Origin of the sequence: Methylobacterium oxalidis, from assembly GCF_007992195.1 — a bacterium.
Taxonomy (GTDB): Bacteria; Pseudomonadota; Alphaproteobacteria; order Rhizobiales; family Beijerinckiaceae; genus Methylobacterium; species Methylobacterium oxalidis.
The window spans coordinates 1-17,104 of record NZ_BJZU01000030.1; the positions used below are offsets into that span (position 1 = coordinate 1).

Here is a 17,104-nt window from a genome sequence, read left to right on the forward strand (position 1 = left end):
GCACCTGGGCCGGCGTCGGCTTCTCGACAGTGTCGGCGGGCGGGGCGGCCGGCTGGGCGAGGCCGGAGAGCGAGGCGTGAACCGCGTGGATCAGGGCCGGGATGTCGGCGGCAGCCACATGATTGCGCGCAACGTATGCCGAAACGACTTGTGCCGATAGTTCGATGAACTGATCGTGCGCAAGTGAAGACGTTTCTTCTGGTTCCATCGGCTACTCCTTGATCGCCTACGTACTTCGCCGCAAACTCACGCGAATGCAAGCGTAAGTAGCCGAATGATGCACAGGCGTTCCTAAGTCCGACACAACAAAAGCCTTATGGGTAACGGCTTGTACGACGGATAGGTCGACTTGCACGGGGCAAACCATCAGAAGACGCAGATCCGCCGCACGGGCGGCGAGAGCCGCGGTACCGGATGTCTCCGGCGCCGGTGCTCGCCGCCCGCTCCGGCGGGCTCAGGCCGCCGCGGACTTGCGCCGGCCGCGCGCCTTCGGCGCCTCCGGCTCGGGCTGTTCGGCGGCCGCCGGGCGGCGCTGCTGGCCGAGTCCGAGGCTCTTGGCGAGCTGCGAGCGCTGGGCGGAGTAGTTCGCAGCGGTCGACGGGTAGTCGCTCGGCAGGCCGAAGCGCTGGCGGTAGGCGTGGATGTCGAGCCCGTGCGTCGACAGATGACGCTTGAGCGTCTTGTAGGGCTTGCCGTCGATGAACGAGACCAGCGCGTCCGGCGTGATCGACTTGCGCACCTGCGAGGCCGTCGGCCGCGTGCCGGTCTCGGCCTCGGCCTCCGGGCGCGCCGACCCGAGGCTCGTCACAGTGGCGAAGACGCTGCTGATCAGAGCGGGCAACTCGGATACGGGGAGAGAATTGTTCGAGACGAAAGCCGATACGATGTCGGCTGTGAGCTCCGTGTAATCGACCTGAACAGCGTCAGCATTGTCCGCCATGATCCCGTTCCCTTTTCGTGACAGCTCAACGCTCAAGCGGGCATCGGCCGCTGAAAGGCAATCGGTATTCGAGCGTTTTTCACAGCTCAGTGATCATATCGCGATGCGTTTTTCAGTCGTGGGCTCGTTTTATCGATCTCTCACCCTGGAATCGCCCGCCCGATCCTGGGATTCATCCGCCGAGCCTGCTGCCGCCTCCGGTCCGCCCGGCGCCCGTTCCCCGTCTCCGGACCGGCCTCAGCCCGACACCCGGGCCGCGTCCAGGATCCGGCGGGCGATGCCCGGATAGTCGCCGTCGAAGTGGTGCCCGCCCTCCAAGCGGATCGCGCGGACGCCCTTGAGGCTCGGATCGGTGCAAGCGGGCTCCTTCTCGGCGGAACCGTAGATGCAGAGAACCTTGGCCGGAGGCAGGGCGGCGATCTGCGGCACCACGGCGTGCGCGCCGCCGAGGCCGAGGAATCCCTTCACGGAGACGCTGAACCCGGTGCTGCGGCCGGGTCCCAGCAGGGCGATGAGGCCGATCCGGTCGGTCAGGGCCGCCGGAAGGTGAGGCCAGGCGAAGGGAAAGACGTCCGCCCCGAAGGAGTATCCGAGCACGAGGATCGGCAGACGCCCGTCCGGGTCGGCGGCCTTGAGCGCCGAGGCGGTGTCGGCCGCGACGGTCTGCGGATTCTTGTCGGACCAGAAGTAGCGCAGCGCGTCGATGCCGAGCACGTGGACGCCCTCCCGCGCCAGCCGGTCGCCGATCGTCTTGTCGATGTCGCGCCAGCCCCCGTCCCCGGAGAAGAAGATCGCCAAAGCCTTGGCCGGGCCGGCCGGGACGTGCTCGACGAGAGGCATCTGCCCCGTGCCGGCGTCCCGCACGGCGAGCGAGACGGCGGCGTCGACCGCCGCGTCGATGCGCGCCTGCGCCTCCGCCCGAACCCGCGTCTCGGGCCGGTGCGGACCGCGCGCGGCCCCAGGTTCGGCTTCCGCGGCTGCGCTCTCCCGCACGAGGACGAAGGGCTCCTGAAGCGTGGTCGCCCGGGGATAACGGACGCCGCCGGGGGCGGGCTCCGCCGGGAGGCCGTCGCAGGCCGGACGGTCCATCCCTACGATCTCCGTCGGATCGAGGGCGACGCCCCCTGCCACCGTCGCGGAGAGCGCTTGGCCGAGGATGGCGTGGGCGAGCGCCCCCCCCTCGCCCACGCCCACCAGGACGGGGTGGACGTAGCGCTTGGCCTTGAGGGCGCGCTGAAGATTCTTGGAGAGGTCCTCCACGTCGGACATCGGCCGGATGCAGGGCCCCGCGTCGCGCGCGAGTCCGGCCCGCCAGGTCTCGAGGTCGAGGCTCAGCACCATCAGGCCGCGGCGGCGCAGGCGCTCGGACAGGGCCTGCTCGGTGGGGCCGGGGCCGCCCGCGCCCGAGATCAGCAGGGCGAGGCCGGCCGGATTGCCGCCCGGCATCTCGACGGGCACGTCCTTGAAGTGGGCGGACGAGACCCGAACCGGCGTCGCGGACGCGATCAGGGCCGGAGCGGGCGGGCGCCAGACGAGCAGCAACCCCGCGCCGGCGGCGGCGAGGAGCAGGGCTGCCCCGATCGCGAGGGCGAGGCGGGTCAGGCCCTTGTGGCTCGGTGCCCCGCCCGGCCCGCTCATCGCCGGATCAGCCCGAAGGGCGAGCCGTTGACGAGCGTCGCCACGTCGAGGAGCGCGCGCGGCGTGCCGAGGCCGCCGGGGCAGATCAGGTAGTAGGGCGTCCAGACCGGATCGAACTTCTGCTTGAAGGTGCGCAGACCGTCGAAGCTGTAGAGGTCGGCGCCGCGCCGGTAGAGGAAGGCGCCGAACCGGTTCCAGCGGGAGGCGAGGCGCCGGTCGACGAGGCCCGAGAGCGGGGCCGCGCCGAGATTGAACCAGCGGTAGCCCTCGTCCTTGGCCGCCAGGAGGAGGTTGGCGAACAGCGCGTCCATGATCACCCGCGAGGCGTCGGGCGTGTAGCGGATCAGGTCGATCGCCACCTCGTTCCGGTCGGCCCCCCGCCAGAGGTTGGCGAAGGCGACGATGCGGCCTTCCTTGCGCATCACCGCGATGTCGAAGCGGGCGAGATAGGCGGGATCGAAGTAGCCGAGCGAGAAGCGCTTCTCGCTGCCCGACTTCATGGCGAGCCACGCGTCCGAGACCGCGCGCAGCTCCTCCATCGCGGCCGGCACCTCGGCCCGGGGCAGGATCGCGAAGGTCAGCCCCTCCTTCTCGGCGCGCCGGGCGCCGTAGCGCAGATCGTGCCGGGCCGGCCCCTTGAGGGAGAAGTCGGCGAGCGGCACCCGGGCGACCTCGCCGAGCTTGAGGGCGGCGAGCCCCATGTCGAGGAAGAGCGGCAGGTTCTCGGGTCCGACTCCGTAGAAGACGGGCCGGGCGGCCGTCCGGTCGGCGAGCTCGCGGAAGGCCCAGGCGAGCTCCGGTGCGGTCCCGGCAGGCCCCACCGGCTCGCCGAGCGCCACGAGGCTGCGGCCGGCGCGGGCATACATCACGAAGCCCTGCCCGTCCGCGGAGGTGAGGAACGCCTTGTCGCCGAGGAGCGCGAGGGCCGCCGAGGCGCCGGGCGCGCGGGCCACGGCCTCCACCACGGCCTGCGGGATCTCGGGCTCGGCGCGCGGCTCGCCGCGCCGGTTCACCGCGTTGTCGAAGCCGATCGCGGCCATGCCCGCCATCAGCGCGAAGGAGGCTCGGATCAGGCTCGGGGCGTCCCCGTCCCAGTTGACCTGCCACCACAGGGCGTCCGCGTCCGCGCAGTGGCGCCACGCGACGAAGCCGAGGCCGCTCGCGCCCGTGACGAGGGCCGCGACGCCGGCCAGCGCGGGCCGGCTCCAGGTAAAGGGGGTCGCCTGCGCCGCCGGTGGCGGGCAGCGATAGAACGAGGCGCGGAAGGCCGCGAGCAGGGCGGCCAGCGTGCCGAGCAGGCACGCCTCCTCCCAGTCGAGACCCTTGCCGAGCGAGAAGGCTGCGCCGAGCACGAGCAGCATCAGGGCGAAGCGCCAAGCCCGGGCGAGGCGCCGGTTGAGGCCCCGCGCCAGGACGAGCAGGGCGAGGCCGACGAGGCTCGCGGCGAAGTGCGAAGCCTCGACGAAGGGCAGCGGCACCACCTGCGACAGGATCTCGATGCGGGCGGCGAGATCCCGCGTCGCCCCCGAGGCCAGCAGCATGACGCCCCCGGCAAGCGCGATGCCGGCGGCGGCGCGCGGCACCATCGGCTCCATGAGGCGCGCCGCCGCCCGGGCCGGCCCGGCGAATGCGGCGCGGCGGCGGACGATCTCCGTCCCGGCGAGGCCGAGCATGGCGACGAGGAAGGGCAGCAGCGTGTAGACGATCCGGTAGGCGAGGAGGCCGCCGAGCACGTCCGCCCGGCCGCCCGCGCCGAGGCTCGCGACGAGCGTCGCCTCGAAGGCGCCGAGGCCGCCCGGCGCGTGGCTCGCGATGCCGACCACGGTCGCCGCGACGTAGATCAGGGCGAAGGCGGGAAAGCTGCCGACCGCGTCGGCGGGCAGGAGCACGTAGAGGGTCGCCGCCGCGGCGGTGAGGTCGACGATGCCGGCCCCGATCTGCACCAGGGCCGCGCGGGTGGTGGGCAGGCGCATCGAGAACCTGGCGAGGCGCAGAACGCGCTCTCTGCGGCCGAGCCAGAGGACGAGGCCGGCGACGAGCCCGAGGATGGCGAGCCCCGCGGTGACCTCCGCCCGCGGCATGCCGGCCGGGGCTGCGCCGCCGTGGAACCCCGGCAGGTTGGCCGGGCCGAGCACCAGCGCCACCGCCGCCATGGTGACGAGGGAGACGAGGAGGGCGAACCACGAGGCACCGAGAATGCGCCCGACGTCGCCGAGGGCCACCGCGTGCGGACCGTAGGCCCGGTAGCGCAGGGCGCCCTGCGTGAGGAGCGGGAAGCCCAGGGCGTTCGAGGCGGCGTAGCCCCCTGCTCCCGTCGCGGCGGCGAGGAGGCGCGGGATCCGGCCGGGCGCCACCGTCTCGACGGCGACGAGGTCGTAGACGCCGATCGCCGCGAAGCTGATTCCGGTGAACAGGCAGGCGAGCGCGAGCGCGGCGCGCGGGATCTGATCGAGCGCGTCGGAGACCGCCGAAAGCGTCACGCTGCCGAGCGTGTGGTGCAGCACAGCCAGGGCGAGTGCGGCGATGCAGAGCCCCGCGATCGACGGCAGCAGCCGGCGGATCTGGGAGGTCGCGACCACGCGGGCTGCGTCCTCTTGCAGGGGCAGGGATTCGGGGCTCGTCGGCATGCGCGTCGTCGGGCTCGGGAGCGGGGCTGTATCCGGGGCGGGTTGTGGCGGCTCAGGCGCCTGGGCGCCCCATCCGCGAGGGCTGGCGCAGGCGGGTTGCGCGAGGGTCTCTCAAGCGGTGCGAACTCCGACTCGCCCCGCATGAAGGTCAGGGCGTGCATCCTCTTTAACCAGGAAAGTTCAACGCTGCCTGAATGAACCTCACGTCATGCGTGCGGAGCGTGCAGATACGGTCCTGCCGTGTCTGCATTCTGTTTGGCGAAAATCAGGCGCCTCGACGGTTTCGCGCGGGAGGCTGCTGTTTCGAGCGGAAGGCTGCGCCCGCACCGATTCGTGCCGGTCATCGCGGCGAAAGCGGGGCCGCGCCGGGTCACGGCCGACTTGAGCGGAATGCATGGCCGCGGGCGCGATCGGGCGAGACTTCGGGCCGCGGTTTCGCCTATACGGCGCGTCCCCTGTCACCGAGGCACAAGGCTCCCAACCGGATGAACGACGCGCTGTGGACGGAAGAGACGACACGGAAGGCGGTCTTCCAGTGGGTCGAGGGTCGTGACGCGGCGGAGATCGCCGCCGATCTCGGCACCACCCCCGAGGACGTGATCCGCCGGGTCGCGCAGGCCGCGCAGACCCTGGGCTCGAAGCCGAAGAAGCCCGCTGCCCCGCCGCGGCCGGCGCCCGCCGTCGCGGCCCGGCCGATTCCGGCAGCGCGGCCGGTCGAAGCCGCCGCGAAAGCCCGCATCCTGCCGCGCGCCGTGCCGACGGCCGAGGCGCCGCGCGAGGCGGCGCGGGACCTGTCCCGCAAGGCACCCGCGGCCCAGGCCGAGGTGCCCGCTCCGGTCCGGTCCGCGCCTGCCGCGCCGCCGCGCCAAGCGGTCGCCGCCGCGCCCGCTCCCGTGCGGGAGGTCCTCGCTCCGGCAGTGCCGCAGCCGGCGCCGTCTCCTGCGCCGGCACCAGCACCTGCTTCGGCCCCTGCCCTTCCTGCCACGGCCGGGCGCAGCCCTCTCGCGGCGGCGGACGGCGGCGAGGGCGTGCCCTTCATGAAGGCCGGCCTGTTCGACTGCGTCTTCCCGCTGTGGTCCGACCACGAGGGCGGCTCCATCGAGACGAAGCGCGTCTGCGGCTGCCGCGTGGTCACCGGCAAGCGCTGGTGCCCGCAGCACTACGCGATCGTGTTCGAGCCGATGCGCAAGCCCCAGCGCGCGGCCTGACCCGGCCGCCCACCATCATGGAGCCGCGCTCAAGACCGCCAGCGCGGCGGCTCCTCGTAGCTGAGGGAGCTAACGATCGCCCTGTAGGCGGCCTCCGGGAACGCCTTCAGGGTCTCGGCCCGGACGTTGCCGAGCATCCCGAGCTGCAGGCTGAACCGGGCGGCCACCGCGTCGTCCGGCGCCTCGTAGATCGCGATCACGTCGTAGACGCCCAGCGTCAGGTAGAAGTGCTTGAACTCGCCGCCCATCCCGGCGAGCAGCGCCTTGGCCGCGTCGAGGCGGCGCGGCGAATCGACGGCCGAGCGGGCGCCCTGGTCCGTCCAGTGTCCGAGCATGATGTAGGTGGTCACGACAGGCCTCCGAAAGCGAGAGACGTGCCGCGGCGATTCTCTCACAATGCCGTGTTCGGCGCGCGCCGTCGGCCATGCTCGTCCGGCATGTCTTGCCGGCGAGCACGGCATTGAATGCATGATTGTCTTAACCTGTACTTTGCATTTACTCGATCCAGGCTCGGGAACGTACGATTTCGGCGTTTGGAACTGAGACAAAGCTTGTCGGGCCCGCTATAAGACGGTCGGTTCGTGTTTCCAGACCGTCAGCGGCGGGTGCCGAGCGGGCAGCCTGCCATGTGCATGTCGTCCCACGGAGGGCCCTGCCATGACGACGCTTCACGCCGTCTTCCACCAGCATCCGTCCGCGCAGCGCCTCGACGTGCGCAGGCTCGGCGTCCACGACCTCAAGGTCGCTTTGTCCAAGGGCGTCGAGGATTTCCTTGCCATGCCCACCCACGTCCTGTTCGCCATCGCCATCTATCCGATCGCCGGAATCGTCATCGCCACCCTGACCTTTGAGGAGAGCCTGGTCCCCCTGCTCTTCCCGCTCGCCTCCGGCTTCGCCCTGGTCGGGCCCTTCGCGGCGATCGGCCTCTACGAGATGAGCCGGCGACGGGAGCAGGGCCTGGAGGCGACCTGGTCGAGCGCCTACGAGCCCCTGAGGGCGCGCTCGGCCGGCTCGATCTTCGCGGTCGGCTTCCTCCTGATGACGATCTTCCTCGCCTGGCTCGTCGCGGCGATGGGGCTGTACTGGGCGCTCTACGACGGCACGACCCACCCCTCCGTGCCCGCCTTCGTGGAGGAGGTCCTGACGACGGGCCGCGGCTGGATCCTCATCCTTCTCGGCAACCTCGTCGGATTCGCCTTCTCGCTGGCCGCCCTCTCGGTGAGCGTCGTCTCGATCCCCCTGCTCGTCGACCGGGACGTCGATGCGCTGGCGGCGATCGAGACCTCGATCGCGGTGGTGCGGCGGAACCCCGGCCCGATGCTGCTCTGGGGCTTCATCGTCGCGGGCCTTCTCCTCGTCGGGATGCTGCCGCTCTTCATCGGCCTCGCGGTCGTCCTGCCGGTGCTCGGCCACGCGACCTGGCACCTCTACCGGCGGGCGGTGGCGCCCTGAACTCCGGCGGGCTCGCGCTCCGGGCCTTGATCGCGCATAAGCCTCCGCTCGATCCGACGGAGGCGGCGCGATGACAGCGGCAGACCTGATCCCTTACGCCCATCTGGTGCTGCGGGAGGCGAGCCTGCCCGACCTGCCGAACCACTATCGCGGCAAGGTCCGGGACAATTACGACCTGCCGGACGGGCGCCGCATCCTGATCAGCAGCGACCGGCTCAGCGCCTTCGACCGGATCCTCGCCGCGATCCCGTTCAAGGGACAGGTCCTCACCCAGACCGCCCGCTACTGGTTCGATGCCACCGCCGACATCTGCCCGAACCACGTCCTCGCCTATCCGGACCCGAACGTGGTGGTGGGCCGGCGCCTGACCATCCTGCCGGTCGAGATCGTGGTGCGCGGCTATCTCGCCGGCACCACCGCGACCTCGATCCTCACGCAGTACCGGGCCGGGGCGCGCACCCTCTACGGCCACAGCCTGCCGGACGGCATGCGCCCGAACGAGCGCCTGCCGGCCCCCATCATCACGCCCACCACCAAGGCCGAGGCCGGAGGACACGACGAGCCGCTGACCGAGGCGGAGATCCTCGCCAAGGGCCTTCTGAGCCCCGAGCAGTGGCGCACGGTCTCGCGGGCCGCCCTCGCCCTGTTCGCCCGCGGGCAGGAGATGGCGGCCGCGCGGGGGCTGATCCTCGCCGACACGAAGTACGAGTTCGGCACCGACGCGCAGGGCCGCATCGTGCTCGCCGACGAGATCCACACGCCGGACAGCAGCCGCTACTGGTTCGCCGGGAGCTACCCCCAGCGCTTCGCCGACGGCGCGGCGCCGGAGAGCTTCGACAAGGATTTCGTGCGCAACTGGGTGGCGGCGCGCTGCGATCCCTACCGGGACGCCATCCCCGAGATCCCGCAGGACGTCGTGATGGAGACGGCGGCCGTCTACATCCGCGCCTTCGAGACGATCACGGGCCAATCCTTCCCCCTGCCCGACCGGGACGAGGCTCCGCTCGACCGGATCCGGCGCAGCATCGCGGCCTATCTCTCCGCGTGAGCGACCTCTCCCAAGATCCCGGCTTCTTCACGCTGCTCGACGGCAGCCACGCCCGGCTCCTCGGCCGGCCGCTGGCGCCCGAAGGGCGTGGCGCCGACTGGCTCTACGCCGAGGCGCCCTTCGCGGTGCTCGCCCATGACGGGTCGGCGGACCCTCGCTTCGTCTACGCGAACCGGACGGCCCAGTCCTGCTTCGGCTACGACTGGGCAGCCTTCACCGCCCTGCCCTCGCGGCTATCGGCGGAAGCGCCGGAGCGCGCGGCGCGCCAGGAACTCCTCGACCGGGTCGCCCGCGACGGCTTCGCCACGGGCTACCGGGGCGTGCGGATCGCGGCCTCCGGCCGCCGGTTCCTCATCGAGGACGGCACCGTCTGGCAGCTCGTCGACGCGGACGGCACGGTGCGGGGCCAGGCCGCGACCTTCTCGCGCTGGCGCGACGTCTGATGGTGGCAGGCTGGGCGCGACCGGCCTGCCACTCTCGCCGCGCATGCAGGAGACCGCTCCGGAAGGCGGACGTCGACCTACGAGACCCAGGCCGTCTCTCGGGACGACGGACGCTGCGGCCGGTGGGTCACGTCCCGATCGCGGGCGGGCTGATCACGTCCGAGAAGTCCAGGTTCACGGGGGTGATCCACGCCGGTTCGACGGATGTCCGCGCGACCGCCGGAGCGGTGATCTGCGCGGACGCATCGGCGTCCCCGACCGAGAATTCGGCGGCCCAGAGGGAACCCGACCCCTTCAGGAAGAAGCCGAAGTGGAGGGTGATCGCATCGCAGGGAACGTCGATGACGATCCTGCGTGCGGTCCAGGGAACGTCCCCGAAGAGCCAGCCGCTCCGCGCACCCTTCAGGTTGTCGAAGGCGAAGGTGTGGCCCGGCATGCCGTCCACCCGCGCCCAGATCGTGGCGCCGTGGGTCACGCCCTCACAGCGGAGACGGGCCCGGATCTCCAGCCTCCTGGCACGGAACGGCACCGCGGAGACCGTCTGCAGGTAGGTGCCGAATGCCCGGGCCAGGTTCGGATAGAGGCGTAGCGCCGCCTCGGGATCGAGACGGATCAGCGCCGTGCCGCGATCCGGATCCCGGTCGACGTCGTCGGCTCCGTGATCGTAGGCCGCCGGGTGCTCCGCCTGGAACCCCCAGCCCCTCAGCTCCGCCGCTCGGCGACGCGCGGCGGCCTCGTCCCGCTTCGCCCGTGCGGACAGGACGTTCCAATCCTTCAAACCAAACTGCCGGGACACGATGTCCAGGCATTCTCCGTGTGAGACGGCGACGTTCCTGGCGCGCAGTGCGGCCTCCAGGGCCTTGGCCATGGCCTTTGCGTCGGTGATGGTGGGCATGCGGATCCCCGAACCGGGTCGACCCCTGTGTCAGTGCTCGCGTTGCTGACCGGCCGACCCTGTGCGCGGGATCGACGATCCGTACCCGGATGCATTCACCACACTCCTCGGAGCGCGAGCGGCAGGCTGCATCGGCCGGATGGCAGGAGAGCATCCGGCACGACGAGGCGTCAACCGGCCTGTCCGAGGTTCGCTGTGGGTCGTCGGCGCGGCCGGCCGATCACGGTTCGCGGGACGAACGCCGCGCGGGAGCGGCCCGGGCGAGGGAGCCCCCTTCAGTTCCGGAGCGCCGGCACTGCCCCGGCCATGCCCCCGGCGGCCAGCGCCGCGAGCGCGCAGGAGGCGACCCGGGCCTGTCGGGAATCGGCGCGGCTCGTCAGGATGACGGGCACCCGCGCGCCGAGCACGAGGCCCGCGCAGGCGGCGCCTCCGAGATAGACCAGGGACTTGTAGAGGCTGTTGCCGGCATCGAGGTTCGGCACCACCAGGATGTCGGGCTCGCCCGCCACCAGCGAGACGATGCCCTTCGTGCTCGCGGAGGCGGTCGAGACCGCGTTGTCGAAGCCGAGCGGGCCGTCGAGGGTGGCGCCGGTGATCTGCCCGCGGTCGGCCATCTTGCAGAGGGCGGCCGCGTCGATCGTCGAGGGCAGCGAGGGGTTCACCGTCTCCACCGCGGCGAGGATCGCGACCTTGGGGTCGGGGATGCCGAGGCCGTGGGCGAGGGAGACGGCGTTGCGCACGATGTCGGCCTTCTCCAGGAGGCCGGGGGCGATGTTGACGACGGCGTCCGTCAGCATCAGCGGCTTGTGGTAGGCCGGGCAGTCGAACCAGAAGACGTGGCTCGCCCGGCGGCCGGTGCGCAGCGGCGAGTCCCGCCCGACCACCGCGCCGAGCAGCTCGTCCGTGTGCAGCGAGCCCTTCATCAGGGCGCCGATCTCGCCCTGCGCCGCGAGCTCCACGGCCCGTCGCGCCGCCGCGTGCGGATCGGACGCCTCGACGATCCGCAGGCTCCCGAGGTCGAGGCCCTGGTCCTGCGCGATCTGCCGGATCCGTGCCGCGGGGCCGATCAGCACCGGTTCGATGAGGCCCTGCTCGCCGGCCTCCAGGGCCGCCCCGAGGGCGCCCGCCTCGCACGGATAGACCACGCCGACGCGCAGGCTCCCGCAGCCGAGCGCCAGGGCCGTCAGGGCGCCGAGCTTCGGATAGCTCGCCGGCGCCTGCAGGATCGAGGTCGGCATCTCGGTCATCGCGCAGCTCTCGCTGTTGCCTCGGGAGGGTTCAGGTGAGGGTCGCGGCCAGCGCCTCGGCGGCGGAGCGCAGGGCGGGCAGGCGCTCGGCCGCGTTGTCCCGCGACAGCCGCACCACGGGGGCCTGCAGGGCCAGGGCGGCGAGGCAGTCGCGGCCGGTCCGGTCGAGGATCGGCACCGCGATGCAGAACAGGCCGGAGAGGTACTCCTCGTCGTCGAAGGCGTAGCCCTGGCGGCGGATCCGGCCGAGCTCCGCGTCGAGCGCCTCCGGGTCCGTGAGGGTGTTCGCCGTGTGCCGCTCGAGGTTGAGCGTGCCGAGGAGGCGGGACCGCTTGCCCGGCGGCATCATCGCCAGGAAGATCTTGCCGCTCGCCGAGCAGTGGGCCGGCACCCGCGAGCCCTTCTGGAAGGCGACACGCAGGGGGGCGGCGGCCTCCACGCGGTCGAGATACATCACCTCGCTCCCCTGCAGCACCGTGAGGTTGCAGGATTCGCCGAGATCCCGCGCGACCCGCTGCAGGATCTGGTGGCGCTGCGTCGAGCCCGGGTTGTTCGACAGGATCGCGAAGGCGAGCGCCGTCGAGCGCGCGGCGAGCTCGTAGCGGCGCCCGTCGGGCATGCGTCTCACCAGTTCGGCGCCTTCGAGCATCGTCAGCCATCGGTGAAGCGTGGGCTTGGGGAGGTTGGCGGTCTCGGTCAGTTCGGCGAGCGTCGGCGCGTGGTCCATCGCCGCGATGGTCTCCAAGAGCGAGAAGGCCTTCAGGGCCGGCGAGGATTCGGTGCTGTCATCCATCGGTCGATCGAGTCCTATTCCATTTTTCAGAATGTGAGAAGCAAAAAAATGAGATGAAGCTTGCGTTCGGCCGAAACCCGGCGCTAGGATCCGGGGGTGCGGCGAGAACCGAGCCCCGCACGGCCGGAGGGCCGAAGCGGCGCCGCCGGGCGGGCGGGACGCCACCCGGACGCACCCGCGCCGCGGCGCCGGCGACGGGTGCCCGAGGAAGCAGCCAGAGGGACACAGCCAGAGGGCACAGCCATGAGAATGACGACCGAAGAGGCCTTCATCAAAGTCCTCCAGATGCACGGGATCGATCAGGCGTTCGGGATCATCGGGTCGGCCATGATGCCGGTCTCGGACCTGTTCCCCAAGGCGGGCATCACCTTCTGGGATTGCGCCCACGAGACCAACGCGGGCCTCATCTGCGACGGCTACACTCGCGCGACCGGACGGATGGCGATGGCGATCGCCCAGAACGGGCCCGGCGTGACCGGCTTCGTCACGGCGATGAAGACGGCCTACTGGAACCACACGCCGATGCTCCTCGTGACGCCCCAGGCCGCCAACCGGACGATCGGCCAGGGCGGCTTCCAGGAGGTGGAGCAGATGGCCCTGTTCGAGGACATGGTCTGCTACCAGGAGGAGGTGCGCGATCCGTCCCGCGTCGCCGAGGTGCTGAACCGGGTGATCGAGAAGGCGTGGCGGGGCTGCGCGCCCGCGCAGATCAACGTGCCGCGCGATTTCTGGACCCACGAGATCGACATCGCGCTGCCGCAGATCGTGCGGCTCGAGCGGCCGGGCGGGGGCCGCACGGCCATCGCCGAGGCGGCCGAGCTCCTCTCCGAGGCCAAGTTCCCGGTGATCCTGAACGGGGCGGGCGTCGTGATCGGCGACGCGGTCGCCGAGTCGGCGGCCCTCGCCGAGCGCCTCGACGCCCCCGTCTGCTCCGGCTACCAGCACAACGACGCCTTTCCCGGCAGCCACCCGCTCGCGGTCGGCCCCCTCGGCTACAACGGCTCGAAGGCCGCGATGGAGCTGATCGCGAAGGCCGACGTCGTGCTGGCGCTGGGCACCCGCCTCAACCCGTTCTCGACCCTGCCGGGCTACGGCATCGACTACTGGCCGCGGAACGCGAGGATCATCCAGGTCGACATCAACCCCGACCGGATCGGGCTGACGAAGCCGATCACGGTCGGCATCTGCGGCGACGCCAAGCAGGTGGCCCGCCAGCTCCTGGAGCAGCTCTCGGGCAGCGCGGGCGATGCGGGGCGGACCGAGCGCAGGGCGCTCGTCCACCAGACGAAGTCCGCGTGGCTCCAGACCCTCTCCTCGATGGATCACGAGGACGACGATCCCGGCACGCGCTGGAACGTGGAGGCGCGCGAGCGCGATTCCGAGCGGATGTCCCCGCGCCAGGCGTGGCGGGCGATCCAGGCCGGGCTGCCGAGGGACGCGATCATCTCCACCGACATCGGCAACAACTGCGCGATCGGCAACGCCTACCCGACCTTCGAGAACAGCCGGAAGTATCTCGCGCCGGGCATGTTCGGCCCCTGCGGCTACGGCTTCCCGTCGATCGTCGGCGCCAAGATCGGCTGCCCCGACACGCCGGTCTTCGGCTTCGCGGGAGACGGCGCCTTCGGCATCTCGATGAACGAGATGACCTCGATCGGCCGGGAGGGCTGGCCGGCCGTCACGATGGTGATCTTCCGCAACTACCAATGGGGTGCGGAGAAGCGCAACACCACGCTCTGGTACGACAACAACTTCGTCGGCACCGAGCTCGACCCGAAGCTGAGCTACGCCAAGATCGCGGAGGGCTGCGGCTTCAAGGGCGTGAAGGTCGAGACGACGAGCGAGCTCACCCACGCCCTGCGGCAGGCCGGCGAGGCGCAGGCGCGGGGCGTGACGACCTTCATCGAGGTTCTGCTCAACCAGGAACTCGGCGAACCCTTCCGCCGGGACGCGATGAAGAAGCCGGTCCGGGTGGCGGGCATCGAGCGCTCCGACATGCGCCCGCAGCGCCCGCCGATGTGAGTCTGCCTGACCTTGAGGCGCGGGCGACGGGCCCCCTTCCGACCGGAAGGGGGCCCGACCCGTTTGGCGGATCGACGTTGGCGCGCCGAAGCCTCCTGCCCCGAACGGAACGGAACGGGCGCGACGCGCTCCCTCTCCCGTTCGGGAGAGGGCTGGGGTGAGGGGTGCGCGTTTTCCGGAGATGTCGCATCCCTCACCCGGTCGGCTGTCGCCGACTCAGACCTCCCGGACGGGAGAGGTGGGTGCTCGATGGGAAGGGCCGTGCCTGCGCGACGGCGCCTGCCCTTCCCAGCCGCTATCCGAGCCGCAACAGGTGGATCAGCCCGAGGCTGACGAGCAGGAGCAGGAACAGGGAGAGGGTCACCGCCGCCGTCACCCGGCCGCCGACGCGGCCGATCACCCGGACGTCGACGCCGAGGCCGAGGGCCGCCATCGAGACCACGGTGAGGAGGCCCGCCGTCTTGGTGATCGGCCAGATCGCGATGTCCGGCACGAGGCCGAGCGAGCGCAGGGCGGCGAGGCCGAGGAAGCCCAGGATGAACCAGGGCACCAGCTTGAGGAGGTCGAAGCGCCGGCCCCGCCCCTCCGCCGCGTCGCTCCGGAAGCGGGAGGCCATCAGCGACAGCGACACGACGACGGGGCCGAGCATCAGCACGCGCACGAGCTTCACGAGCGTCCCGATCTGCGTGCTGACGAGCCCCGCCGGCACGGTCGCGGCGAGCACCTGCGGCACGGCGTAGACGGTCAGCCCCGCCAGGATGCCGTACTGCGTGGCGCTGAGGCCGAGCAGCGGGATCAGCAGCGGCAGGCCCAGCACCATCACCACGCCGAGGATCGCCGTGAACGAGATCGAGGAGGCGACGTCGTCGCTGTCCGCCCCGATCACCGGCGCCACCGCGGCGATCGCGGAATTGCCGCAGATCGAGTTGCCGCAGGCGATCAGGATGGAGATGCGCGGCGGCAGCCCGAGCAGGCGGCTGATGCCGTAGCTCGCCGCGATCGTGACGAAGACCGCGGCGACGATGGCGCCGAGCAGGACCGGGCCGGAGGCGACGATGGCCGCGAGGCTGATCGAGGCGCCGAGCAGCATCACGGCGACCTCGAGGAGCTGCTTCGCGCTGAAGGCGATGCCGGGCCGCCAGCGCGGGCTCGGCTCCCAGAGCGTGCGCAGCGCCATGCCGAGCAGGATCGCGATGACGAGGGCCTCGACGTAGGGGTGGCCGAAGGCGTGCTCCTCGCCCGCCTGCAGCGCCAGCGAGATCCCGGTCACGGCGAGGCAGAGCCCGACCCCGGGCAGCAGCTCCGCGAGGCGTCCGCGCCAGCGCCGCACGCCGGAAGGTGCCCGCACCGGCCTATTGTCCTGCAGCAACGATCCGCTCCCCTCTTCTTGCGCGCTCCCCTGCCCCGTCAGGCCGGCAGCGTCCGGCCGGCCGGGCGCGGCGCTTCGGCCTCCGCCCGCGCGACCTCGCGCTGCCCGGCCCGGCCGATCCAGATCGCGGAGGCCGCGCTGATCAGCCCGGCGAGGGCGCAGTAGGCGCAGACGAGCCACGGCCTGTCGGCGCCCGAAACCTGGAGCAGCGCGGTCGCGATGATCGGCGTCAGCCCGCTCGCGAAGATGCCCGAGAATTGATAGACGAACGAGATCCCCGTGTACCGAACCCGCGCCGGGAACAGCTCCGAGAACAGGGCCGCCTCCGGCCCGTAGACGGAAGCATAGAGGATGCCGAAGGGCACGATCAGGGCGAGCCAGATCGCCGTGGTGCTCTCCGGGTGGGCGAGGAAGATCCAGAAGGCCGGGAAGGCGGACAGGCCCGTGACCAGCGAGCCCCAGGCGTAGACGCGCGTGCGCCCGAGACGGTCGGAGAGCCAGCCGAACAGCGGGATCGTGCCGCACAGCACGATCGCCGCCACCGCGACCCCGAGGAGCGCCTGCGTGCGCGGCACGTGGAGCGTCTGGGTGAGGTAGCCGATCGAGAACACCGCGAAGATGTTGAAGATGACGCCGTCGACCATCCGCGCGCCCATGCCGGCGAGGACGTTCCTCGGATAGCCGCGGATCATCGCCACGAAGGGGATGGCGGCCTCGCGGTTCTCCTCCTTCACGGCCGCGAATTCCGGCGTCTCCATGACGTTCAGGCGGATGTAGGCGCCGACCGCGACGAGGGCGACGCTCAAGAGGAAGGCGAGCCGCCAGCCGTAGGAGAGGAACTGCTCCTCGTTCAGGGTGTAGGAGAGGGCCGCCACGACGCCGGAGGCGAGGCAGAGGCCGAGCGCGAGGCCGATCTGCGGGATGCTGGCGTAGAGCCCCCGCCGCTCGGGCGGCGCGTACTCGAAGGCCATCAGCACCGCCCCGCCCCACTCGCCGCCGAGGCCGATGCCCTGGACGACGCGCAGGAGGAGGAGCAGGACCGGCGCGGCGACGCCGATCTGCGCGTAGGTGGGCACGAGCCCGATCAGGAAGGTCGCCACGCCCATCAGCATCAGGGTGATGACGAGCATGCTCTTGCGGCCGATGCGGTCGCCGAAATGCCCGAACACGACGCCGCCGAGGGGGCGCGCCACGAAGCCGACCGCGAAGGTGGCGTAGGCCAGCAGCGTCGAGACGAGGGGATCGCTCGCCGGGAAGTAGAGCTTGTTCAGGACGATGCCGGCCACGACCCCGTAGAGGAAGAAGTCGTACCACTCGATCGTCGCTCCGATCAGCGCGGCCGCGACCACCCGCCTGAGGCCGGCCGGGGCCCCGTCACGCCGCGCGTCTCTCCCGATCTCCGCCATGCCCGCCTCCTGCCAT

General features: G+C 71.4%; 15 protein-coding genes. 5 read left to right on the top strand and 10 right to left on the bottom strand.

From position 1 onward, the window contains the following. The 4 genes from MOX02_RS09480 to mprF all read right to left on the bottom strand — a co-directional run. Positions 1-208: MucR family transcriptional regulator (locus MOX02_RS09480; protein ID WP_174804899.1), on the bottom strand; the 208-nt coding region annotated here is incomplete at its 3' end. A 246-nt stretch (positions 209-454) separates the two neighbouring features. Then, a complete protein-coding gene (locus MOX02_RS09485; protein ID WP_147025548.1) occupies positions 455-940 on the bottom strand; it encodes a Ros/MucR family transcriptional regulator in 486 nt (161 codons plus the stop codon). Between the two features lie 237 nt (positions 941-1,177). After that, positions 1,178-2,578, bottom strand: a complete 1,401-nt coding sequence (locus tag MOX02_RS09490; RefSeq protein WP_147025549.1) for an AcvB/VirJ family lysyl-phosphatidylglycerol hydrolase — start codon at positions 2,576-2,578, stop codon at positions 1,178-1,180. Further along, entirely contained in the window at positions 2,575-5,205 is a 2,631-nt protein-coding gene (gene mprF, locus MOX02_RS09495; RefSeq protein ID WP_147025550.1) for a bifunctional lysylphosphatidylglycerol flippase/synthetase MprF, read from the bottom strand. Before mprF ends, MOX02_RS09490 begins: the two co-directional genes overlap by 4 nt. A gap of 485 nt (positions 5,206-5,690) precedes the next feature. Between mprF and MOX02_RS31130 the strand changes: the two genes are divergently transcribed. Continuing rightward, the gene (locus MOX02_RS31130; protein ID WP_170267769.1) at positions 5,691-6,413 is read left to right on the top strand and encodes a hypothetical protein; all 723 of its coding nucleotides are present in this window, start codon (positions 5,691-5,693) and stop codon (positions 6,411-6,413) included. A gap of 29 nt (positions 6,414-6,442) precedes the next feature. On the opposite strand, the gene MOX02_RS09510 is transcribed toward MOX02_RS31130, so the two are convergent. After that, positions 6,443-6,763 carry a GYD domain-containing protein gene (locus tag MOX02_RS09510; RefSeq protein WP_147025552.1) on the bottom strand — a complete coding sequence of 107 codons (321 nt, stop codon included), beginning with the start codon at positions 6,761-6,763 and terminating at the stop codon, positions 6,443-6,445. 307 nt (positions 6,764-7,070) lie between these two features. Between MOX02_RS09510 and MOX02_RS09515 the strand changes: the two genes are divergently transcribed. The 3 genes from MOX02_RS09515 to MOX02_RS09525 all read left to right on the top strand — a co-directional run bounded on the left by MOX02_RS09515 (position 7,071) and on the right by MOX02_RS09525 (position 9,356). Further along, positions 7,071-7,865 (top strand): DUF2189 domain-containing protein, encoded by a 795-nt coding sequence (locus MOX02_RS09515; RefSeq protein WP_147025553.1) that lies wholly within the window; start codon positions 7,071-7,073, stop codon positions 7,863-7,865. Between the two features lie 70 nt (positions 7,866-7,935). Then, entirely contained in the window at positions 7,936-8,913 is a 978-nt protein-coding gene (locus MOX02_RS09520) for a phosphoribosylaminoimidazolesuccinocarboxamide synthase (protein WP_147025554.1), read from the top strand. Further along, positions 8,910-9,356 (top strand): MEKHLA domain-containing protein, encoded by a 447-nt coding sequence (locus MOX02_RS09525; RefSeq protein WP_147025555.1) that lies wholly within the window; start codon positions 8,910-8,912, stop codon positions 9,354-9,356. Before MOX02_RS09520 ends, MOX02_RS09525 begins: the two co-directional genes overlap by 4 nt. A 127-nt stretch (positions 9,357-9,483) precedes the next feature. On the opposite strand, the gene MOX02_RS09530 is transcribed toward MOX02_RS09525, so the two are convergent. From MOX02_RS09530 to MOX02_RS09540, 3 genes are all read right to left on the bottom strand, one after another. Continuing rightward, complete coding sequence (locus MOX02_RS09530) at positions 9,484-10,251, bottom strand: glyoxalase superfamily protein (RefSeq protein WP_147025556.1); 768 nt, start codon at positions 10,249-10,251, stop codon at positions 9,484-9,486. Positions 10,252-10,526: 275 nt separating this feature from the next. Then, positions 10,527-11,489 (bottom strand): bifunctional enoyl-CoA hydratase/phosphate acetyltransferase, encoded by a 963-nt coding sequence (locus MOX02_RS09535; RefSeq protein ID WP_147025587.1) that lies wholly within the window; start codon positions 11,487-11,489, stop codon positions 10,527-10,529. Positions 11,490-11,529: 40 nt separating this feature from the next. Next, a complete protein-coding gene (locus MOX02_RS09540; RefSeq protein ID WP_147025557.1) occupies positions 11,530-12,291 on the bottom strand; it encodes an IclR family transcriptional regulator in 762 nt (253 codons plus the stop codon). 243 nt (positions 12,292-12,534) lie between these two features. On the opposite strand from MOX02_RS09540, the gene xsc reads away from it, so the two are divergent. After that, positions 12,535-14,313, top strand: a complete 1,779-nt coding sequence (gene xsc / locus MOX02_RS09545; protein WP_147025558.1) for a sulfoacetaldehyde acetyltransferase — start codon at positions 12,535-12,537, stop codon at positions 14,311-14,313. 295 nt (positions 14,314-14,608) lie between these two features. On the opposite strand, the gene MOX02_RS09550 is transcribed toward xsc, so the two are convergent. Together MOX02_RS09550 and MOX02_RS09555 are read right to left on the bottom strand one after the other, a co-directional pair. Beyond that, entirely contained in the window at positions 14,609-15,679 is a 1,071-nt protein-coding gene (locus tag MOX02_RS09550; protein ID WP_238178989.1) for a YeiH family protein, read from the bottom strand. 41 nt (positions 15,680-15,720) lie between these two features. Next, positions 15,721-17,088 (bottom strand): MFS transporter, encoded by a 1,368-nt coding sequence (locus MOX02_RS09555; protein WP_147025560.1) that lies wholly within the window; start codon positions 17,086-17,088, stop codon positions 15,721-15,723. Positions 17,089-17,104: the final 16 nt, after the last annotated feature.